The 21,224-nt window shown below is 60.7% G+C and carries 20 protein-coding genes and 1 riboswitch; of the genes, 7 read left to right on the forward strand and 13 right to left on the reverse strand.

The genetic code is table 11. The annotated features are described in order from the left end of the window. The first annotated feature begins 177 nt into the window (after nucleotides 1-177). On the forward strand, nucleotides 178-687 hold the full coding sequence (locus BM063_RS01890; protein WP_092035617.1) for a CcdC family protein: 510 nt from the start codon (nucleotides 178-180) through the stop codon (nucleotides 685-687). Between the two features lie 50 nt (nucleotides 688-737). Here the strand turns inward: BM063_RS01890 and BM063_RS01895 are convergent, their stop codons facing one another. Next, entirely contained in the window at nucleotides 738-1,229 is a 492-nt protein-coding gene (locus tag BM063_RS01895) for a 2-thiouracil desulfurase family protein (protein ID WP_092035618.1), read from the reverse strand. Between the two features lie 119 nt (nucleotides 1,230-1,348). Between BM063_RS01895 and BM063_RS01900 the strand changes: the two genes are divergently transcribed. Next, a complete protein-coding gene (locus BM063_RS01900) occupies nucleotides 1,349-2,362 on the forward strand; it encodes an MBL fold metallo-hydrolase (RefSeq protein WP_245751971.1) in 1,014 nt (337 codons plus the stop codon). 39 nt (nucleotides 2,363-2,401) lie between these two features. Here BM063_RS01900 and holA read toward each other — a convergent pair whose 3' ends face one another. Genes holA through BM063_RS01915 form a run of 3 tightly spaced genes read right to left on the reverse strand, consistent with a single transcriptional unit; the run spans nucleotide 2,402 to nucleotide 4,793 of the window. Beyond that, complete coding sequence (gene holA / locus BM063_RS01905; protein ID WP_092035619.1) at nucleotides 2,402-3,448, reverse strand: DNA polymerase III subunit delta; 1,047 nt, start codon at nucleotides 3,446-3,448, stop codon at nucleotides 2,402-2,404. Next, complete coding sequence (locus BM063_RS01910) at nucleotides 3,445-4,254, reverse strand: anti-sigma factor family protein (RefSeq protein ID WP_177198927.1); 810 nt, start codon at nucleotides 4,252-4,254, stop codon at nucleotides 3,445-3,447. Before BM063_RS01910 ends, holA begins: the two co-directional genes overlap by 4 nt. Next, entirely contained in the window at nucleotides 4,251-4,793 is a 543-nt protein-coding gene (locus BM063_RS01915; RefSeq protein ID WP_092035621.1) for an RNA polymerase sigma factor, read from the reverse strand. The genes BM063_RS01910 and BM063_RS01915 overlap by 4 nt, the downstream gene beginning before the upstream one ends. A 208-nt stretch (nucleotides 4,794-5,001) precedes the next feature. Here BM063_RS01915 and BM063_RS01920 point away from each other — a divergent pair, with 208 nt between their 5' ends. After that, nucleotides 5,002-5,418 carry a RidA family protein gene (locus BM063_RS01920; RefSeq protein WP_092035622.1) on the forward strand — a complete coding sequence of 139 codons (417 nt, stop codon included), beginning with the start codon at nucleotides 5,002-5,004 and terminating at the stop codon, nucleotides 5,416-5,418. Nucleotides 5,419-5,426: 8 nt separating this feature from the next. Continuing rightward, a complete protein-coding gene (locus tag BM063_RS01925) occupies nucleotides 5,427-5,930 on the forward strand; it encodes a DinB family protein (protein ID WP_092035623.1) in 504 nt (167 codons plus the stop codon). An 89-nt stretch (nucleotides 5,931-6,019) separates the two neighbouring features. On the opposite strand, the gene BM063_RS01930 is transcribed toward BM063_RS01925, so the two are convergent. The 9 genes from BM063_RS01930 to BM063_RS01970 all read right to left on the reverse strand — a co-directional run bounded on the left by BM063_RS01930 (nucleotide 6,020) and on the right by BM063_RS01970 (nucleotide 17,559). Then, on the reverse strand, nucleotides 6,020-6,217 hold the full coding sequence (locus BM063_RS01930; RefSeq protein ID WP_092035624.1) for a hypothetical protein: 198 nt from the start codon (nucleotides 6,215-6,217) through the stop codon (nucleotides 6,020-6,022). Continuing rightward, nucleotides 6,199-8,679, reverse strand: a complete 2,481-nt coding sequence (locus BM063_RS01935) for a DNA internalization-related competence protein ComEC/Rec2 (protein WP_177198928.1) — start codon at nucleotides 8,677-8,679, stop codon at nucleotides 6,199-6,201. The genes BM063_RS01930 and BM063_RS01935 overlap by 19 nt, the downstream gene beginning before the upstream one ends. A 202-nt stretch (nucleotides 8,680-8,881) precedes the next feature. Beyond that, nucleotides 8,882-10,129 carry an MFS transporter gene (locus BM063_RS01940; RefSeq protein ID WP_143085199.1) on the reverse strand — a complete coding sequence of 416 codons (1,248 nt, stop codon included), beginning with the start codon at nucleotides 10,127-10,129 and terminating at the stop codon, nucleotides 8,882-8,884. A gap of 359 nt (nucleotides 10,130-10,488) precedes the next feature. Further along, nucleotides 10,489-11,175 (reverse strand): DNA/RNA nuclease SfsA, encoded by a 687-nt coding sequence (sfsA, locus tag BM063_RS01945; RefSeq protein ID WP_092035627.1) that lies wholly within the window; start codon nucleotides 11,173-11,175, stop codon nucleotides 10,489-10,491. Between the two features lie 109 nt (nucleotides 11,176-11,284). After that, entirely contained in the window at nucleotides 11,285-12,790 is a 1,506-nt protein-coding gene (locus BM063_RS01950; protein ID WP_092035628.1) for a carboxypeptidase M32, read from the reverse strand. Between the two features lie 253 nt (nucleotides 12,791-13,043). Next, the gene (gene dcd / locus BM063_RS01955; protein WP_092035629.1) at nucleotides 13,044-13,601 is read right to left on the reverse strand and encodes a dCTP deaminase; all 558 of its coding nucleotides are present in this window, start codon (nucleotides 13,599-13,601) and stop codon (nucleotides 13,044-13,046) included. 252 nt (nucleotides 13,602-13,853) lie between these two features. After that, nucleotides 13,854-15,017, reverse strand: coding sequence for a trans-sulfuration enzyme family protein (locus BM063_RS01960; RefSeq protein ID WP_092035630.1), 1,164 nt, complete (start codon nucleotides 15,015-15,017; stop codon nucleotides 13,854-13,856). Continuing rightward, nucleotides 14,980-16,179, reverse strand: a complete 1,200-nt coding sequence (locus BM063_RS01965; protein WP_092035631.1) for an aminotransferase class I/II-fold pyridoxal phosphate-dependent enzyme — start codon at nucleotides 16,177-16,179, stop codon at nucleotides 14,980-14,982. Before BM063_RS01965 ends, BM063_RS01960 begins: the two co-directional genes overlap by 38 nt. A gap of 78 nt (nucleotides 16,180-16,257) precedes the next feature. Further along, nucleotides 16,258-17,559: a homocysteine synthase gene (locus tag BM063_RS01970; RefSeq protein ID WP_092035632.1), complete on the reverse strand. Its 1,302-nt coding sequence runs from the start codon at nucleotides 17,557-17,559 to the stop codon at nucleotides 16,258-16,260. A 76-nt stretch (nucleotides 17,560-17,635) separates the two neighbouring features. Further along, a riboswitch (SAM riboswitch) is annotated at nucleotides 17,636-17,745 on the reverse strand. A 334-nt stretch (nucleotides 17,746-18,079) separates the two neighbouring features. On the opposite strand from BM063_RS01970, the gene BM063_RS01975 reads away from it, so the two are divergent. From BM063_RS01975 to BM063_RS01985, 3 genes are all read left to right on the forward strand, one after another. Then, on the forward strand, nucleotides 18,080-19,432 hold the full coding sequence (locus BM063_RS01975; protein ID WP_092035633.1) for an FAD-binding oxidoreductase: 1,353 nt from the start codon (nucleotides 18,080-18,082) through the stop codon (nucleotides 19,430-19,432). Nucleotides 19,433-19,631: 199 nt separating this feature from the next. Next, nucleotides 19,632-20,825, forward strand: coding sequence for an ornithine--oxo-acid transaminase (locus BM063_RS01980; protein WP_092035634.1), 1,194 nt, complete (start codon nucleotides 19,632-19,634; stop codon nucleotides 20,823-20,825). A 106-nt stretch (nucleotides 20,826-20,931) separates the two neighbouring features. After that, nucleotides 20,932-21,224: transposase (locus BM063_RS01985; RefSeq protein WP_092035658.1), on the forward strand; the 293-nt coding region annotated here is incomplete at its 3' end.

A 21,224-nucleotide genomic window follows, 5' to 3' on the forward strand; every position in this document is an offset into this window, starting at 1 on the left:
GGGAAAACGGCTTTGCGCTCCGGAGGCGGAATTATAAGGGAAAAAAGCGGCCATTCACCGCCTTGTACGCGACGGGCATGTCGGATATGATTATGCTAAAATAAAGGGGTACTTTCCCGACAACGCGCGCTTCGTCGGATTTGCCCACAGAATCCGTGCACACTGGAGGATCGGTCCATGACGCATGCAATTTCCCTCCACCCGCAGATCGCCTTCACGCTGGGTGTCGCCACCATGGCGTTGATGGTGATCATCCTCAGAATCCGGGCGACCAAACGGCCGGTAACGCCCAAGGGGATCATCATGCCTCCGCTGGGGATGAGCACCGGCTTTCTGATGTTTCTCCATCCGTCCACCCATTTTCCGGTTTGGTGGGGACTGATCGCCTTTTTGGCGGGAGCGGTCTTTTTGGCCACCCCCCTGATCTGGACCTCCCGGTTTGAAGTGGTGAACGGCGAGATCTACTTGAAACGTTCCCTTTCCTTCGTGGTGATCCTGTTGGTCCTGCTTTCGGTGCGCCTTTTACTGCACGGTTACGTGGAACAATACATCTCCATTCCCCAGACGGCCGGCCTGTTTTTCACCCTCGCCTTCGGGATGATCCTTCCCTGGCGTGCGGGCATGTATCTCCGATACCGCCGCCTCCGCCGGTCCCTCGCCGCCTCCGCCGGCGCGGAGCAGGGATGACAACGACAAAGCCTTCGATTTCCTTTTCCGGCTTCCTCAAGCCGGTTTTTTCAGCCCTTCGACGATCCCTCCTCCCCGGTATCCCCGGAGCTTTCGGTTTTCATCGTCTCTTCCGACACCACCTCAATCCCGTGCCGGCGAAGCAGGGCCGCGGTCACGCCAACGCCGGGCTTCTTTCCGCCGCTGAAGGTGCCGTCGTATATCATGCAGCTTCCGCAGGAGGGGCTTCGCTCCTTCAGGATCGCCTGCTTCGCCCCCACGGCCTGGGCGACGGCGAGGGCCTTGCGGGCTCCGGCGAGAAATTGCTCGGTCACGTCGTTGCCCCGATTGTCGATGACCCGGGCTTTTCCGTCCAGGACATCTTCACCGTCTCCGCCGACGATTTCGGCCGGATTGCGCGGAGTGGGAAGCCCGCCCTCCTGCTCGGGGCAAACGGGAATCGCCTTTCCTTCGCGCACCAATCGCCGGATTTCCTCCAGGGCGTTGTGCCGCTGATCGTACCGGCAGTGAATTCCGACAAAACAGGCGCTGACGATTTTCATGAAATCCCTCCCTTTCCCGTTCGTCCATCGATAGGATACCACATTGCCGGCGATCCATCGGAAGGTCCGGCAGGAAATCTCCGCCGGAAAAAGACAGACTGAAAACGGGAGTCGAAACCATGTTGAAAATGCCGTTTTTCGCTTTGCTCATCCTGGTCGCTCTGCCGATCCTGCTCATTACTGCAATGTGGCTCCGCATGCGCCGCCGCTTTCCGAAGGGGACGCCCGAAAACCCGAAGCGGCTCCTTCGTCCCCGCAAGTGGCGGGATGACGAAGTGACCGTGGGCTGGGTCGGCCACTCCACGGTGATGATCAATCTGTACGGTGTGAGAATCTTGACGGATCCGGTCCTGGGTCCCCGGGTCGGGGTTCAAGTGGGACCCTGGCAGATCGGACCGAAGAGACACGTCGCTCCGGCCCTGCGACTCGAGGATCTGGACCGGATCGATCTCATTTTGTTGTCCCACGCCCATATGGATCATTTCGACCTGCCCACCTTAAGAAAATTGGCCGGATCGCGAACGCGGGTGATCACCGCCGGGGGAACCTCCAAGCTGCTCAGGCACATGCCCTTCGGCGAAGTGACGGAACTTCAAGGGGAAAAAAGCGTGACCCTCTCGGATCTCGGCATGCGGGTGCAGGCGGTTCCCGTCCGCCATTGGGGAAACCGGTTCCCCTGGAACACCGGTTACGGATATACCGGATACCTCATTGAAAAAAACGGCGTCCGCCTGTTCTTTCCCGGCGACACCGCCTACACCCCGGAGTTCGTGAAACTGAGAAAGCGGGGGAAAATCGATTTGGCCTTCATGCCGATCGGCGCCTACTCCCCCGATTCCTTCCAGCGCAACCACTGCACCCCGGAGCAGGCATGGAAAATGTTCCTCGACACCGGCGCCCGGTGGCTGATGCCGATCCATTACGACACCTTCGTCCTTTCCCAGGAACCGGTGAAGGAACCGCTGACGCGCCTGCTGGCTGCGGCCGGGGAGGAAAAACACCGGATCGCCACCCGGAAACAGGGGGACGTATTCCGCTTCGGAAGGGCGGACGAAAAAAGTCCCCGACAAGGCGCGGGGCATGATTCTCCGGCCCATTCCATCCCGGAAAATCCCGTTCCAACGGAGGGATGAAGAGGACTTTTCCCCGGCGACGGTTCCCCCCTCCGTCCCTTACCGCATCCTTCCGGCCCCTTCCGCCTGGTCCCGGCCGAGCAGAAACAAAAAGCGTTCCAGAGCGAAGGTTTTGTCGATCTTTCCCGATTTGATCGCCTGGTCCGTTTCAATCGCCGAAAGGAGCAGCCGCCGCAACTGCCGCTCCGAGTAAGCCTTTCCCTGTCTGCGGGCCAGCTTCACCGGATATGGATGAAGACCCAGGAGGGAGGCGATCTCCCGATCCGATTTTCCCTGCGCGGCCAGCAGCTTCACCTGCAGCAGGATGCGGAATTGACGGATCATCAGCGCCAGGATGCGGATCGGCTCCTCCCGCTGATTCAGCAAATCGTACAGAATGGAGAAAGCCTCCTCCACCTTGCGGCTCGCCGCCCGGTCCACCAGTTTGAAAATATCCTCCTCCAGCGTCCGCGGAACCAGCCGGTCCACATCCTCGGCGGAAACCGTTCCCCCATCCCCCGCGTAAAGGGCCAGCTTGGCGCACTCGTTGTGAAGGAGGCGCAAGTCGCTGCCGACCTGCCGGATCAGCCGGCGGACCGCTTCCGGCTGGGGATTTGCGCCATGACGCCGGAACCGGTCGAACACCCATTTTTCCAATTCCCTTCCTTCCAGCGGATCACAGCGAACCGTCCGGACCGTCCTTTCCAATTTCTTGACGGCTTTTTTCCGGTTGTCCAGTTTCTCCTCCGGAACAAGCAACACCAGGACCGTCGTGGACAGGGGCTCATCCGCATAACGGAGAAGTTCCTCCAGGCGATGATCCACCTTTTGCTTCGCCTTGGCCGTCGAAAGAAACCGGGCGTTCCGGCCGATCACGATCCGCCGCCCGCCGAAGAAGGGGGGCGATTCCGCCTCCCGGACCAGCTGCTGCACCGCCACTTCGTCCAGGTCCACGACCACTTTGTTGAAGGAGGGATCCCCTCCCTCCAAAACCCTCTCCTGGATCGCATCGCAGATCTCTTCCATCAGGAAGGTCTCCCGGCCGTACAGCAAATAGACGGGCGCCAGGGTTCCCCGCTCGATTTCCCGCATCAGAGCGTCCATCATCCGCCGTCACCCCGGCCGCGCTCTTCCCCTTGTTCCTGCTCCTGCTGTTCCTCTTGCACTTGCTGTTCCCCTTGCCCCTTCTCCTCTTGCTTTTTCATTTCCTCTTGCTCTTCCTCATCCTCCCGCTTCGCTTCCACGTCGATGATCCGCACTTCCTGTGCCCCTTTCTCCGGCGGAGCGATTTCCACGCGGAGGGAGGTCGGGGAAACCCACTGGATGGAGGAGGCGCTCCCCTCCTCCCAGGGTTCCGAACGGAATTTTTCCTTTCCGTCCGCCGTCCGGACCACCACCCGGTTTCCTTCCACTTCCGCCCGGAACCGGCCATCGGGAGACCAGGCGGAGGGGGCGCGGGTATCGTTCTCCGGAGCGCTCATGGTCATGTTTTCGGAGGGGGAGGAAGCATCCTCCCTTTTCTCGGAGCTTGTCACGAGGACCTGATTGTCGGCGGGATCGGGTTCACGGGCTTCGAACCAGCCGGCCCAAAGACCGGCAAAGCCGATGAGAAGCACGGCCGCCGCCGCTCCGCCGCCAAGCCACCACGCGAACCGGCGCCGGGTGCCTTCGCCTTTCCCGGACGCTTCCCCGCCGGGAAGCTGCCCGGATTCGATCAAACGGTCCACCAAGGAGTGGGGCGGTGTCACCCGGGGCAACCGGGACAAGTCGTCGGACAATCGCTTGAGCCGCTCCGCTTCGGCGGCGCATCCGGTGCAGATGGACAGATGGCGCCGGAGAGACGATTGTTCTTCGGGAGTCAGATCTCCGTCCAGCTCCCTCTGAATCCACTCCAACGCTTCTTCGCACTTCACGGGACCACACCGCCTTCCTGGTATTCGGACAACCACTCCTGCAGTTTTTTCCTCGCGCGGAACAAATGGGATTTCACCGTGTTCAGCGGAACATCCATGGCCTCGGCGATTTCCTCGTAACTGAAATCATGGACATATCTCAGCACGATGGCCGTCTGCTGGGGCGGCGGAAGTTTCCGGAGTGCCTGCTGAAGATCCATCGCCACGCCGGGCCGTTCCACGGCGCTCCCCGCTTTGGGATCCGCCGGATTGATCCCCTCCGGATAAGGGATTTCCCGTTTTTTTCTGCGGAAATGGTCGATGCAGATGTTGGCGACGATCCGCTGTGCCCAGGTTTCAAACCGGGACTTTCCTTTGTAGGAGGAAAGCCGGTTATAGATGCGCAGCAGCGCCTCCTGGGTCGCGTCAAGGGCGTCGTGCTCGTTTCCGAGCAGGTAGTATGCCGTACGGTACACCGCCGCCTCCACCTCCCGCAGCAACCGGATGCACGCTTCCCGGTCACCGGCCTGCGCCCGTTTCACCCACTCCGGTTCGACCAATCCGATCCCTCCTGCCCCTTAGACGTATTCCGCCTACCCGATTGTTGCGGCGCACAACCCATAGGCAGTGATTTCATTGTACCACAAGACGCGGCGACATGACGGCGATCCGGGATGCCGGACCTTCACGCACAAAAATTGACAATATTGACTCCCAGTTATATACTTGACTGGCATGTCTCAACCTTTCAGGCGGGAGGGAAACGCAATGAAAGTGACCCGAAAAAATCCCGAAACCGTGGCGCCTCCCATCGGCACCTACACTCATCTCACCGTCGTGCCCCGGGGAGCCGATCTGCTCGTTCTTTCAGGCCAAGTGGGAAATGACCCCGAGGGGAACTTTCCGGACGATGTCGAATCCCAGTTTCAAAACGCCCTGGACAATGTGCGGCGCATCTTGGAGAGCGAAGGTGTCACCGTCGACCATATCATCAAACTCAACGTCTGGCTGACCGAACCCATCGATTGGAGCCGCTTCAGGGAGATTTTCGGCCGGTTCCACGGAGGAACGCCCCCGGCGATGACCCTGGGCTTCGTCTCCTCCCTGGCCCGTCCCTTCCTCAAGGTGGAAGTGGAGGCGTGGGCGGCAAGGTGGGAAACCGCAAGCAGCAAGGATGAAGGCTGACAGAGGCGATGTCCGTGTCCTATGAGAGCGTGCTCATCTATTTCCGGAAGATGAACGATTTTGTGCAGTCCTTGAAAGGGATCCCGGAAAGGTGGTGGCTGATGCCGATTGCCGAGGGAAAGTGGTCTCCGGGGGAAATCATCGCCCATTTGATTGAGTGGGACCGGTTCCTGCTGGACGAACGGCTGAACCGGCTCCGGCCCGGCAAGACGGTGCCCCCCGCCTCGGTAGAGGCGGACGAACTAAACGCACGGGCCGCCCGATGGGCTCGGGAAGAGGCCTCCCGGGAGGAAGTGCTGGCCGCCTTCCATCACACCCGCACGCGTTTGCTCAAGCGCCTGGAATCGGTTCCCGGAACAGACCGGGACGCCCCCTTCTTCATCGGGAACCGCTCCCTGACACTGACGGATTATCTAAAAGGGTTGGCCGACCACGATGAACATCATCGAAAACAAATTGAAGCCTTTCTCCACACACGCGACGGATCGCGGAATGGCCCTGCATCCGAATAGCGCGAGGGTTTCGGTTGCAAACTCGCACAAGGGCTGTGAAGTTTCCCGGGTCGATGGAGAACGACCCGGGGGTTTTCCCTTCCAAAACTTCACCCGCTTTCCTTCTCCTTTCCCGACCACAGCTTCAGCATCTGCTCCCTTCTCATGTTCTCCTTGATGTTTCCCAACTGAATTTGTATGCGCTCCAGGGTTTCGCTGATGCTTTTCAAGTGGGAAGCGATCTTCTCCATGCAGCGAATGAACCAAACGGTGTAAATCAAACCGATGATCAAGGCGATGAATTCCACAGCACACCCTCCTCATCCGTGACGCCCTTTTCCTTTCCCGACGCCAGCATCGTTTCCACCCGCATCCTCCCCGAAGAGTCGATCCGCACCGTCACGGCCCCGTGCCGGTCCGTCCGCCAGACCCGGGTGCCCTGCTCCTTCAGCCGCTGGAGCACTTCCGGCGCCGGATGGCCGAAACGGTTGTTTTCCCCCACGGAGATCACGGCATGGGCGGGCCGCGTCTCCTTCAGCCAGGCGGGATGGGTGGATGTGCGGCTCCCGTGGTGGGCCACCTTCAGCCAGTCCACCGGCGGCAGATCCCAGGCGGCGGCGATTTCCCGCTCCGCCCGCTCCTCGATGTCCCCGGTCATCAGCACCGTCCGCCCGTAGGCGTAAAGGAGAAAGACGACGGAATCATCATTGGTCGCCTCCCCGGTCGAAACCTCTCGCCCGGGATGGAGAAACTGCCAGGCGACTCCGGGCTCCAGGGATCCGCCGCTTCCCCGAGGAGCCGTGTACACCTCCGCTCCCCGATCCGCAAGGAGCCGCATCAACCGCCGCTCCACTTCGGAACCCGGCGGGTGGGGATTGCGGATCACCCGTCGCACCGGAAAGCGCTCGACCACCGCCGCAAGTCCCCCCACATGGTCGGCGTCGCCGTGGGTGATCACCAGGTAATCGATTCTCCGGATGCCCCGGTATTTTAGATAGGGAATCACCACATCCCGGCCCGTGTCATGTTCCTTCCGCCGCCTTTGCCAATCCTGCCGGGGAACCGGAAGGGTCCCTCCCCCGTCCACCAGGATCACCTGTCCGCCGGGGGTCTCGATGACGGCGCAGTCTCCCTGCCCCACATCCAGAAACGCGATCCGCACCTCCCGCTCCCGCGCCAAGGCCTCCGGCGACCAGGCGAAGGCGACGAGGCCGAGCATCAAAAGCAGAAAAGCGGTCCGGTGCAGGGCCCTCCTGCGCACTTCCCCCGTCCAGGCGAACAATCCCTGAAAACAAACCGCGGCATAGGCCGCCAGCCACCAGACCGGCGGCGGCGCCCAGGCCGGATGCGCCCCATTCCATCGCGCAAGGAAGTCGGTCCCCCGCAACAGCGCCGACAGCACGGAAGAGGACAAAAACGCCGGAAAAAAGGCCAATCCCTCGTGCACCGCCCCCAGCGCCAGGGCGAGCATCGCCAGGGGGATGACCAGCAGGCTGACAACCGGAACGGCCGCCAGGTTGACCGCCCAGGAGAGGAAGGAAAACTCGTAAAAATGGTAAATGATCAGGGGAAACGAGGCCAGCTGGGCGACCAGCGTGACGGCGGCGAGCTGGTTGAGCCATGCCCAGGGAAAGGGCATGATCCGGGAAACGGGACCTGCCGCCACCAGCAGGGCCAGGGTGACGGCGAAGGAGAGCTGAAATCCCGGTTGAAACAGCATGTAGGGATTCCAGGCCAGAAGCGCCCAGGCCGCCACCGCCAAAAAGGTGAGGCCGTCCCTAAAGCGGCGGAGAATCACCGCCAGAAGGGCAAGGCCCGCCATGATGGCCGCCCGGACCACCGGCGCTCCCGCCCCGGTCAGCAGCGCCACCAGCGGCAGAAGCAGGAGCACCGTCCCCGCCGCCTTTTCCCGGGTCAGGCCGATTCCCTTCAACAGCCCGTAGATCGCGCCCACAAACACCCCGACGTGCAGGCCGGAGATGGCCAAAAGATGCGCAAGGCCGAGGAGGGCGAAGTCCGCCTCCGCGTCCGGCGGAACGGCTTCCCGCTCCCCCAGGATCATTCCGCGCACCAGGCCGGCGATCTCCTCCGGGTAAAGGGCCTCCAACCGCTCCCCCAACCATCGGCGCAGATCGTCGATGTCCGCCCGGAGGTCCAAAGAGGCATCCGAAACCGCCTGAACCCGCGACAGGCCGTCGATCCGGGCCGTCCAATGGATCCCCTGCATGTAAAGATAACGGCGGTAATCAAAGCCCCCCGGGTTGCGGGCGGGAGAGGGGCGTTCCAGGATGGCGGACGCCGAAAGCTCCATCCCCCTCTTCCACTTCCGGGCCAACTCCTGCTCCCGGGCGCTGCGCAGCGTCACCCGGGCCGCCACCCGTTCTCCGGGGAGCGAAAGGGGACGCTGCCCCTCGAGGGCCAGGAAGCGCACCTCCAGGGTGAAGCGCAGCCGATCCCCGTCCACCTCCGGCGCCGATGCGATCCGTCCGCCGACCTGCGCCCGCACTTCCCCCGCATCCGCCGGAACCGCCTCGGCAATCGCCGAGCGGTTTCCCTCCTCCGTCCAACTCAGGTGGGCTCCGCCGGCGAAGAAGCCGACAAAAAACAGAAAAAGGGGCAGCAAGCGCCGGAAATAGCGGTGTTCCAGCCATCCGGCCGCAGCCATGAAAACCGACGCCCCCGCCCAGAGGCGCCAGTCTCCGGACGTCTTCGCCGCCAGAGCGATTCCGAAAATCCATCCCGAGACGAAGACCACCAAGGGACGCCGCACTTGCCATCCCACCCGCCGAAGTTGAGATAGGGTTCGACAAAAAGGAACAAAATTCCTCCCTTTCCATCGACGGCGCACAAGCCAACGCGCTCCCCCACCCCCCGGCGGCACCGCGGACTTCCTGCCCGGATGCATGCGCACCGCTTTCGGAAATCAAAATCAAACGGGGACCGGAACGTGCGTTCCGCATCCCCGCAATCCCTTATGCGCTCCGGGAAGAGATCTCCCCCCCGACCGCTCCCTTCCTCCAGAGGAGCAGGTAAAGAACGACGACGGGGGCCAAAATGACGCCGGAAGCGATCAATCCGGCGGAAACGGTGCCCTTCCACACCACCGCTCCGACCAGGGGGCCTCCGAAGATCTCCCCCAGGGAATTCACCTGCCCCTGGGTGGACAGGATGGTGGCCCGCCGGCGGGAGTCCCGGATTTGTTCGTTGAGCCACGCGCTGTAGATCGGCTCGTTGGTTTTCCGCAGGACGGCGGCGGCCCAATAGGCCGCCAGGGCGATCCACCACTCGCCGGCCAGGGCAAAGACGACAATCGCCAAAACCAGCAATCCGTTCAGCATCAGGAGCACCCACACCTTTTCCAGGCGCCCCGTCCGCTCCAGCCGGCGACGGATGCCCTCGACGGCCAAAATGTTCATCACCAAGGCCCCGGCGTTGATCAAGCCGATCCAGACCACTTCGTTCAGATTGCCGATCCCCGGCAGGGTCACGTTTTCCAGCAAGTGAAGGGTCCACAGGCGGTCAAACCCCTCGCTGTACAGACCGGTGAGCAGGCTGATCAAAAGGGCGGCCTTCAGAAGGGGACTCCTCCGCATCGTCCATAGCCCCGTTTTGAAGGTGTCCCAGGCCGATCGCCAGGGGTTGTGGCGCAGGGCCGGGGAGGGGGCGAAGCCGGTTTCGGGAAACGCGAGGGCCGCAACGGGGGAGAGCCCGATCAGCAACAGGCCGGACAAAATAAGCGGCAGGTTCAACGCGACATTGGCCAGCAAAACGCCGGCCAGCATCCCCAAAAGGGAAAACATCTGGCCGATCTGGGTTCCCCTTAGAAACACCCCCTCCAGCCGCTTCGTCTTCAGCTCGTCGGCGATCCAGGCCTGATCCGCCCCGCTCAGAAAGGTGTACCCCACCCCCCACAGCACCTGGGCCGCCAGCACGGCGACAAACAGGGGAACCACCCCTTGCAGCAAAAACCCGCATCCCACCATGAGAAGCCCGATCGCCATGGACCGCTTCCGGCTGTACAGGTCCGCCACAACCCCCGTGGGAATCTCGAAGAGGAAGACGGACAGCTCCAGGGCAAAACCGGTCATCAGCAGCTGAAAGGCATCCATCTCGACGGTCCGAATGTAATAGACGCCGGCCGCCGTCGACATCAGCGCCATGGAAAGGGCGACGACGGCGCAATACAAAAGGTACATCCGATAGGCAAACGCATTCTTCATCCGGAAATCCCCCTCCTGGTGCTTTCCGAACACGAGGGCGATTTCCATCCCAATACAAAAGGGCACGGACGAACCGGTGTTCATCCATGCCCCGACCGTCAGCCATCAACCGGAAAGGCATTCGGCAACGGTTTTTTCCATCGGAAGGGAGATGGGAAATGCCACCGTGTTCATCGCAAATCGGAAAAAAGGCATGGGAAAGAAACCTGACCTGCGCCAGGTTTTTCCGCTCCTGTTCACTCGTTCTCGGTGTTTAGTGACAGAACACGGTGGGCAAAGACAATCCCCTCATTTCAAAACACAGTTGATATTATCATACACTCCAAACGTTCTTCCGGCAAGGGAAAAAGCGCCGCCCTTCACCCTCCGGCCTCCAAATCCACCGGCAGCTCCTCCTCCAGAACAACCTCTTCCGCCCGGACGCGGCATTTGTAGGCCCGGACCAGCACCCCGCCCTCCGCCGCTTCCCTCAGCTTCCGGGCAAAGGCCGGGTCCCTTTGGGCAAAGGGCTCAAAGCGCGTCGCATTCCCCATCAAAGCGACAAAAACGACGGCGGAGCAGGCTCCGCTTTTTCTTAGCCGAATCAGCTCGTCCAGGTGGCGCCTCCCCCGCTCCGTCGGTGCATCGGGAAAGCGGGCGATCCCATCCTCCTCGTAGGTGACGCCCTTCACTTCCACCCAAGTGCTGCCGCCGATCAAAAAATCCATCCGGCTCCCCTGCCGGCGCACTTCTCCCCGAACCTCCCCGGACAGCCAATCGACGGCTCCCTTTTTCACCGCTTCCGCAAACACCCGGTTGGCCCAGGCGGAAACGATGCAGAACCAGTGTTCCCTTTTCCGGACAAAGGCCAGGCTGTACCGGGTTTTCCGACGGGGGTTGTCCGACTCAAGAAGCATCACCTCGGCACCGGGCAGCAGCAATTCCTTCAGCCTTCCCGTATTGGGAACGTGGACCCGTTCCACCCGATCCCCGAGACGGACCAGCGCTTCAAAGCGATTGGGACGCTCCAGAAAAACGGCCGGAACCTTTTTTCCTTGGACAATCATCCTTATCCCCCTTCTTCCACGGGCCCGAAGGAACAAAAGAAAACCGCCCCGGCCGAAACCTCAACCGGTGCGGAAACAACCTTTTTCCCGTCCGATCCGCGAAGAGGCGTCAAAGTCCGTACAGCTCCCCGTACTTCGACCGGAGATAACGCATGTAGGGCTCGATGGTCATCGGGCCGCCGGTGATCCGTTCCACCAGCTCCGCGGCGGTGAACTTCGACCCGTGCCGGTAGATGTTTTCGGTCAGCCAGCGGCGCAAGGTCCCGAATTCTCCCCGCTCCATTTCGGAAGGAATTTCCGGATGGGCTTTGAGAGCCGCTTCATAAAAGAGACCGCTCAGGACGTTGCCCAGGGTGTATCCCTGAAACATCCCGCCGATCATTTCCTGGTACCAGTGCATATCCTGAAGGACGCCGGTCCTGTCGTCAGGCGGCTCGATTCCCAGGTCGGCCTTCATCCGCTCCCGCCACGCCTCCGGCAGGTCCCGGACCGCAAGCCGCCCCTCCAGGAGATCCAGCTCGAAATCGAAGCGCATGATCACGTGCAGATTGTAGGTCACCTCATCGGCATCGGTCCGAATGAGGGAGCGCTCCACCTTGTTGATGGCCCGGTAGAAGGTGTCCAGATCGACGGAGCCCAATTCGCCGGGGAAAACCTTCTGAAGGCGGGGATAAAAGTAGTTCCAGAATTCCCGGCTTCTTCCGACGATGTTTTCCCACAGCCGGGACTGGCTTTCGTGCACGCCGGAGGATGCGCCCTCCGCCAGGGGGGTTCCCTCGTAATCCCGGTTGATCCCCTGCTCATACATCGCGTGACCCGCCTCGTGGATGGTGCTGAACAGGGCCTCCCTCAGGTCATCTTCCTTCACCCGGGTGGTGATCCGCACATCTCCCAGGGAAAACTTGATCATGAAGGGATGCGCCGTCAGATCCTGCCGTCCCCGGTCCAGGTCGTAACCGAGGCGCTTGATTACCTCGAGGCCGAACGCCAGCTGTTTGTCCCGGGGAAAGGTTTGCCGGACGCAGGCATCCGAAACGGCGGGCTTTTCGGTGATCGCCTCCACCAGGGGGATGAGTTGCCGGCGCAGTTCGGCAAACAGAGGGCGAATCACGCTCACGGGCATGCCGGGATCGCTGAAATCGATGAGCGGATCGGCAATATGTTCATATCCCGGGAAGAATTCGGCGAGCCTCCGGCTGTACTCCAGGGTTTTCTCCAGATTGGGCCGGGCGACCTCGAAGTCGTTTTCCTCCCGGGCCCGCATCCACACTTGGTACGAATCGGACTGGTGCTTGTAAAACTCCGAAATGAAATCGGACGGGATCTTGACCGCCTTCTCATACTTCCGCCGCGTGGCCCGGATCAGTCCGGCCTCGTCGGAATCGGCCGGAAGCTCCTTTTCATACTCCCGCAGATCCTCCAGCAGCTGCCCTACGGCCGGATCCGTCAGCTTTTCGTGGGAAATCCTTCCCAGGGTCGCCAATTGGCGGGCCCGCGCCTCGCCGCCTCCCGAAGGCATGTAAGTGGCCTGGTCCCAAAACGCGAGGGATAAAATGGCTTCCAAATCATTGATTTCCTGCACGCGCCTCCGCAGTTGCGCCAGTTTCTCTTTCACGGAATGCCTCCTCCACTGCTTAAAGTCTGAAAGAAAAGTCCCGGGGATCTCCCGCAAAAAAGAATATGCGGAAAGCCCAGGGAAATTGTTCCGTGGCGGGAATTTCCCCTCTATCGCCGGGCAAGTCCCCGAGGGAAAGAAAATCCCCTTTCACAGGGGTTCCATCTCTAGTCTCTTTTCAACGGGGGTGAGAAAATCCCCTCTTCTCCCGCCCAATAAATCGGACGGAAGGAGCTAGGTGCGAATCGCCCCTTCACACCCGGGGCAGCGTGATTCCCCGCTGATGCTGGTATTTGCCCTGCTTGGCCCGGTATGAAACCTCGCAGGGTTCATCGCTCTCGAAGAAAAGAACCTGACACAAGCCCTCGTTGGCGTAAATCTTGGCGGGCAAAGGGGTGGTGTTGGAAATCTCCAGCGTGACGTATCCCTCCCATCCCGGCTCAAAGGGGGTCACGTTGGTGATGATCCCGCAGCGGGCGTAAGTCGATTTTCCGACGCAGACGGCGAGAACGTTTTCCGGAATGCGGAAATATTCCACGGAACGGGCCAAGGCAAAGGAGTTGGGGGGGATGATGCACACATCTCCCTTGAAATCGACGAAGGAATTGGAATCGATGTTCTTCGGATCGATGACGGTATGAAGGGCGTTGTGAAAAATCTTGAATTCGTCGGCGACGCGCAGATCATAGCCGTAACTGCTCAATCCGTAGCTGACGGCTTCTCCCTTGCCCACGTTCCGATCGACAAACGGCTCGATCATCCCGTGTTCCAGAGCCATCTTGCGGATCCACTTGTCCGATTTGATCGTCATTGTCCGATGCTCCTTTTCAACCCTTTTTCTCCCCCATTGTACAACATGTCCGGAAATGCGTCATGATGCCTCCCAAAACCCGGACGGAAAAAACCGGACGCTTTCCTCCGAAAAGCCGGAAGGGGGAAAGGCGGCCGCGGCCCTTCCTTTTCTTGCGCGCAGGGCTCTGCGGAAGCGGCAGGATCTATGCTCCCCAAGAAAAAACGCCCGTCTTCCGACAGGCGAAATCAGCTTTTGGCGGGCACGGGATTTTCATCCACCGCCCAGGACAAACATCTTTTTTTCCGACAGCGCTTCGGCCAGGTCGGCGATCAGGTCCTCGGCGCTTTCCAAACCGACCGAGAGGCGGAGAAGTCCGTCGGTGATGCCCCGGCGCTCCCGTTCCTCCCGGGGCATCGACGCATGGGACATCGTGGCCGGATGGGACAGGATGCTTTCCACCGCTCCCAGGCTGACGGCAACCAGGGGAAGGGTCACCCTTTTCAGAACCTGCATGGCCCTCTCCCGGCTCCCCACGTCGAAGGAGAGGACCGCCCCGTTGCCCCGGGCCTGTTTGGCCTGCAGGCGGTACCCGGGATGCCCGGGCAGACCGGTGTAATACACCCGTCGGACCGCCGGGTGATCCGCGAGCCATTCGGCGATCCGCGCCGCGCTCCTCGCAGAGACATCCATCCGGGCCTTCAGGGTTTTCATTCCCCGAAGCAGCAACCAGGCATCCTGCACCCCCAAAACGGCTCCGACGGTGTTTTGCAGCGCTCCGATCCGTTCCGCCAGTTCCTCCCCCTTGGCCACCACCAGACCGGCCACCACGTCGCTGTGGCCTCCGAGAAATTTGGTGGCGCTGTGCACCACGATGTCCGCTCCGAGCTCCAGCGGCGTCTGGTAATAGGGGGTCAAAAAGGTGTTGTCGACGATCAGGATCAGGCCGCGGGAGCGGGCGATGGCAGCCGCCCCGGCCAAGTCGGTCACCTTCAGGGTGGGATTGGAGGGCGTCTCGACGAACAGTCCCCGGGTTTCCGGCCGGATCGCCGCTTCCACCTGCTTCAAATCGGTGGTGTCCACAAAGGTGCAGGAGATCCCCAGGCGGGAGAGAACCTGGGTGAGCACCCGGTAGGTTCCCCCGTACACATCCCGGGACACGACGAGATGATCGCCGGAGGAAAACAGCAGGAACACCGTGGAAATCGCGGCCATTCCCGAGGAGAAGGCGAACCCCCGGACGCCCCCCTCCAACTCCGCGATGGTCCTCTCCAGAGCGAGCCGGGTCGGATTGCCGGAACGGGCGTAATCGAACCGGCCCGGCCGGTCCGGATCGGACTGATGATAGGTGGAAGCCAGGTAGACCGGGATGCTGGCCGCCCCGGTATGGGGATCGATCTCATTGCCGTTGTGAAGAAGCCGGGTTCCGAACTCCACCGGTTCCTCCTCCTCTCACGATCCTTTCCGCCCGGGCCAAAGCCTGGTTCACGTCCTCGATCAGGTCCTTCGGATGCTCGATGCCGACGGAAAGGCGCAGCAGCCGGTCGCAGATTCCCATGGACCGCCGCCTTTCCTCGGGCAGGTCCGCATGGGTCTGGGTGGCGGGATAGGTGATGAGGCTTTCCACACCGCCCAGGCTCTCCGCAAAGGAGATCAGCCGGAGGGACCGGAGAAAGGGGGCCACCAGACCGGCATCCTTCACCCGAAAGGAAATCATTCCCCCGAAACCGGCCGCCTGGGAGCTCTGCACCGCCGCCGCCTCCGGATCAAAGGCGGGATAAAACACCTGCTCCACGAGCGGATGCTCCGCCAGGGCACCGGCCAAGGCTTCCGCGTTGCTCTGATGGCGCTCCATCCGGAGCGCCAGGGTCTTCATCCCCCTCATCAGCAACCAGGCGTCCTGGGGGGCGAGCACCGCGCCGATGGAGTTGTGAAGGAAGCGCATCTTCTCGGTCAGTTCCTCCCCCTTGGTCACGATCAGGCCCGCCAGCACGTCGTTGTGGCCGCCCAGATACTTGGTGGCGCTGTGGATGACGATGTCCGCCCCCAGGGCGAGCGGCCGCTGCAGATAGGGGGTCATGAGGGTGTTGTCGACGATCAGAATCAATCCGTGGCGCCGGGCCGCTGCGGCCAGGGCGCGGAGATCGGCCACCTGCAGCAACGGGTTGGTCGGCGTTTCCACGAACAGGGCTTTGGTTTGGGGGCGGATCGCCCTCCGGACGGCGGAGAGGTCCCGCATGTCCACATAGCTGAAGGACAGGCCGTATCTCGCGAGCACCTGTTCAAACAGCCGGTAGGTCCCGCCGTACAGATCCAGGGAAACGACCAGGTGATCCCCCCGGGAAAACAGGCCCATGACCGTCTGGATCGCCGCCATCCCCGAACTGCAGGCAAAACCGGCGTCTCCCCCTTCCAGGGCGGCGATCGCCTCTTCCAACACATCCCGGGTGGGATTGGCCGTCCGGGCATAGTCGTAACCGGTGCTTTCCCCGAGGGCGGGATGGCGGTAGGCCGTCGCGTGGTAGACGGGATAACTGACTGCTCCGGTGCCTTCATCCTTCCGGGTTCCGATTTGCGCCAATCGGGAGTCGAGATGCACGCCGATCCCTCCCAGATGTGTGTGCATGTCCAAAAACGGCCGGACAGCCGCGGCTTCTTCCCTGAACCCTGCTCCGGGTCAGACCCCCACCGCGCTCTGGCTCTTTTTCAGCGCCTGGTCCAGGTCATCGATCAAATCCTCCACCGCTTCCGTGCCCACCGACAGGCGGACCAGATCCGGCGTCACCCCGGTGGACAACTGTTCCTCGGGCGTCAGTTGCTGGTGAGTGGTGCTGGCCGGATGAATCACCAGGGATTTGGAATCGCCGACGTTTGCCAGGTGGGAGAACAGCTTCAGGCTTTCGATCAGTTTCTTCCCGGCCTCCAAGCCTCCCCGGATACCGAAGGTGAGAATGGCGCCTTGTCCCTTGGGCAGGTATTTCTTCGCCAATTCATGGGACGGATGGTCCTCCAACCCCGGATAGCTGACCCATTCCACCGCGTCGTGCTCCCGGAGGTAGCGGGCGATTTTCAGCGCGTTTTCGCTGTGCCGCTCCATCCGCAGGTGGAGCGTTTCAAGCCCCTGCAGGAACAGGAAGGCGTTGAAGGGCGACAGGGCCGCGCCAATGTCCCGCAACAGTTGTACCCGGGCCTTGATGATGTAGGCCATGGGACCCACCGCTTCGGTGTAGGACACGCCGTGATAGCTGGGATCCGGTTCCGTCAATTCGGGGAACTTGCCGTTCGTCCAATCAAACTTCCCCGAATCGACGATCACGCCCCCGATGGACGTTCCGTGGCCGCCGATGAATTTGGTCGCGGAGTGAACGACGATGTCCGCCCCGTAATCAAAGGGCCGGCACAGGTGCGGGGTTGCGAAGGTGTTGTCGACGATCAGGGGAATCCCCGCTTCATGGGCGATGGCAGCCACCGTCTCCAGATCGAGCACATCCAACTTGGGATTGCCGATGATCTCCCCGAAGACGGCCCGCGTCCGATCGGTGATCGCCCTGCGGAAATTCTCCGGATCGGAGGGGTCGACGAATTTCACCTTGATGCCCAGCTTCGGAAGGGTGTAGTGAAACAGGTTGTAGGTCCCCCCGTACAGGCTGCTGGAGGAGACGATTTCATCCCCCGCCTTGGCGATGTTCAAGATCGAATAAGTGATGGCCGCCTGGCCGGAGGCCGTCGCCAAGGCTCCCACACCGCCTTCCAGGGCGGCGATGCGCTTTTCAAACACATCCTGCGTCGGGTTCATGATCCGGGTGTAAATGTTGCCGAACTCCTTCAGGGCAAACAGATTGGCCGCGTGTTCAGTGTCGCGGAAAACGTAAGAAGTCGTCTGGTAAATGGGCACCGCCCGCGACAGGGTGGTGGGATCCGGTTCCTGCCCCCCGTGCACCGCCAAGGTCTCCGGCCGATACTGCCTTTCTTCCGCCATCGACGATTCCTCCTTTTTTTAAATAAAAAGCCTCTTCCCTTATCCAGAGAAGAGGCTGCTTGGTGATGCCGCTCTCCTCTTATCTCTCGGAAACCCGAAGGTTTCCGCAGGAATTGGCACCTTCCGGACGGTGTCCGGGGTTGCCGGGCTTCATCGGGCCAGTCCCTCCGCCGCTCTGGATAAGAGTGCTGCATGCGGTATTCCCTTGTCATTCCCGTCTGAAAACTTGTATTTAATTATAAGGGATTCCCCAGAATTTCGTCAACATTCTTTTTTCAAAAAATGCGTACCCGAAGACGCCCTCTCCACCGCCGGCAAAGTCGAATGCGTTGAAAGCCCGGCCGACCCAACCGGTGAATAAGGGTCGGCTTTCCGCTTTTCAACGGCAAAAAAAGTTTCATTCATATGCTCGCGATGGATGCGACGAAAAAATGGGTTTCGTCGCTGTATCGGTCCACGCCATGCCCCGATGTTCCACATAGGATAATTTGCAACGTTCACTCAGGGGAGGTTGGAAAGGTTGAAATCAAAAGCGCGGCTGACCGGGCGGGTCATCTTCAGAGGGGATCCGGGCTATGAACGTGCGCGCAAGAATTGGGATCCCCATACGAACAGATTTCCCAAAGTGTTTGTGTTTGCCCAAAGGACGCAAGATGTAGCAAACGCCATCAGATGGGCCCGTGAGAACCGAGTCCCCATTCGCGCCAGAAGCGGAAGGCATGCGTTGGAAACAAATCTCTCCCAGGTCAACGGGGGAATTGTCATCGATGTAAGCGATATGAAAAACATCTGGTTGGATAAAAAAAGGGGAATTGCGATCGTCGAGACGGGCAACACCGTGGGAAGAATCGTGAAGACCCTCGCACGGCAAGGATTTATGGCACCCTTTGGTGACAGCCCTTCCGTCGGCATCGGCGGCATCACACCCGGCGGGGGAATCGGGCCTCTCCAGCGATCGATCGGCCTTCTCAGCGATAACCTGATCGGCGTGGAAATGGTGGATGCGAAGGGAAGGGTGATTCGTGCAGACAAAAACCATCACGCGGACCTCCTGTGGGCTACCCGCGGAGGTGGCGGCGGAAACTTCGGGATATATACCAAATACAAATTCAAAGTGCATCGTGCCCCAGCCGGGGCGACAGTATTCCGCATCATCTGGCCATGGAATCAGTTCGCAAAGGTATTCAGAGTATGGCAGCGATGGGCTCCTTCCGTCGATACGAGGCTGGGCACCTACTTGGAAATCGGCCCGAAAATCGGAGGCCGTGTCACCGTGCAGGGGCTGTTCCTGGGACCAAAAAGGGAGGCCGTACGCCTGTTGAAGCCTGTATTGAGCGTCGGCACTCCCACGACGAAGATCATCCGGTGGTTGTCATACCCGAAAGCAGTAAACTTTTTGTTGCCTCCCGATCCAGTCCTTACCCAAAGGTGGAGCAACCAGTTCTCTTCCGGTTTCGCGATCCGCCCGTTCCCGGAAAGGGCGATTCAGGTCATGCGTCAATTTTTAGAGAAAGCGAAACCGGGATCCCCCGCAGGTTTCTTTTTCCTCAACTGGGGCGGCGCTGTAAGCCGCATCCCCCCTGAGGCGACGGCGTTCTTCTGGCGGAAAGCCAAATTTTACATCGAGTGGAACAGTTCATGGATCAAACGTTCCGAAGCCGCCAAAAATATCGCCCTTGTCCGCGACACGCGCCGGAAGCTCCAACCTTTCATCGTCGGGTCCTATATCAACGTTCCGGACCAAGGAATTAAAAATTCCGGGCCGGTTTACTACGGAGCAAACTACCCCCGATTGCGAAGGGTAAAAGCCAAATACGATCCTGAAAATGTGTTTCGCTTCCCTCAAAGCATCCCCCCTGCCTTCCGGAGATAAGTTCAGAATCCCCACCCCCTCCCCCTCGGAACGCCCCTCCTTTGCCAATACCCTCCTGCATCGGAACAGGTGGCGCCAACCTCCTGCAAAAGAAGACCCGGGGGTTTCCCCAAATGAAGTCGATCATTGATTCCGACGCCGCTTCCGACTACAATGTGGATAAGTGATTTGGGGAACATGCCCACAAAAGGAGGACGCCATGACCACGAGCGAAGCGATTATCGAACTGACAGAACGCTACGGAGCAAACAACTACCATCCCCTTCCGATCGTCCTTTCCAAGGGGGAGGGTGTCTGGGTGGAAGATGCCGACGGCAATCGGTACATGGACATGTTGAGCGCCTATTCGGCCCTCAACCACGGCCATCGTCACCCCCGGATCATCGCCGCCCTCAAGGAGCAGGCGGACCGGATCACCCTCACCTCCCGCGCCTTCCACAACGATCAATTGGGGAAATTTTACCAGAAGGTGGCGGAACTGACGGGAAAAGAGATGGTCCTGCCGATGAACACCGGGGCGGAGGCGGTGGAAACGGCCATCAAGGCGATCCGCCGCTGGGCCTACGACGTGAAGGGAATCCCCCGGGATCAGGCGGAGATCATCGTCTTTGAGAACAACTTCCACGGCAGGACCATCACCGCCGTCTCCCTCTCTTCCAACGAAGAGTACCGGCGGGGATTCGGCCCGCTGACCCCCGGCTTCAAAGTCGTCCCCTACGGGGACATCGACGCCCTCCGAAAGGCGATCACCCCTCACACCGCCGCGGTCCTGATGGAACCGATCCAGGGAGAAGCCGGCGTGATCGTCCCGCCGGAGGGATTCCTGAGGAACACCTATGAGCTGTGCCGGGAACATCGCATCCTGTTTGCCGCCGACGAAATCCAAACCGGATTCGGACGGACGGGCAAACTGTTCGCCTGTGACTGGGAAGGGGTCAAGCCGGACATCTACATCCTCGGCAAAGCGCTGGGAGGAGGCGTCATGCCCATCTCCGCCACCGCCGCCGACCGGGAGGTGCTGGGCGTTTTCGAACCGGGCTCCCACGGTTCCACCTTCGGCGGAAACCCCCTGGCCTGCGCCGTGGCCGTCGCCGCGCTGGAAGTGCTGGTGGAGGAACGCCTGCCGGAGCGCTCCCTGGAACTGGGCGAGTACTTCCGCTCGGAACTTCTCAAGATCCAAAACCCGATCATCAAGGAAGTGCGCGGCAAAGGGCTGTTCATCGGGATGGAACTTTACGAGCCGGCCCGCCCCCACTGCGAGCGGCTGGCGGAAGCCGGGCTCTTGTGCAAGGAAACCCACGAAAACACGATCCGCTTCGCCCCTCCCCTCACCATCACCCGGGAGGAGCTGGACTGGGCCCTGGAGCGGATCCGGAAAGTCATGTCGGCCTGAGATTTCGGCCGCCGGGCAGCAAACCACCCCCGCCTCGATGAAGTGCACCCCTTAAAGTAGACACAGGAAAACACCCCTGTGAAAATTACTTTAAGGGGTGATTTTCGTGGCAAGAAAAGGACAGAAATTCAAGACATATAGCTTTGAACTGAAAAAGAAGGCAGTGGAAATGAGGCTTCAGGGCATTCCCAAGGCAAAGATTGCTGAAGAGCTGGGGATTCAAGATGTGGGGCGATTAAAGATCTGGATGCGGAAATACCGGGAACAGGGCGATTTTGGGCTAATGGAGCACAGAGGGAGGCGGAAAGAGTACAAGGACCTGGAACGGGAAGTCAAAAGGCTGCGACTGGAGAATGATGTCCTAAAAAAGTGGCTGGAGATTTTGGCAAGGGAGGGAAA

The organism is Planifilum fulgidum (genome assembly GCF_900113175.1).
GTDB lineage: Bacteria > Bacillota > Bacilli > Thermoactinomycetales > DSM-44946 > Planifilum > Planifilum fulgidum.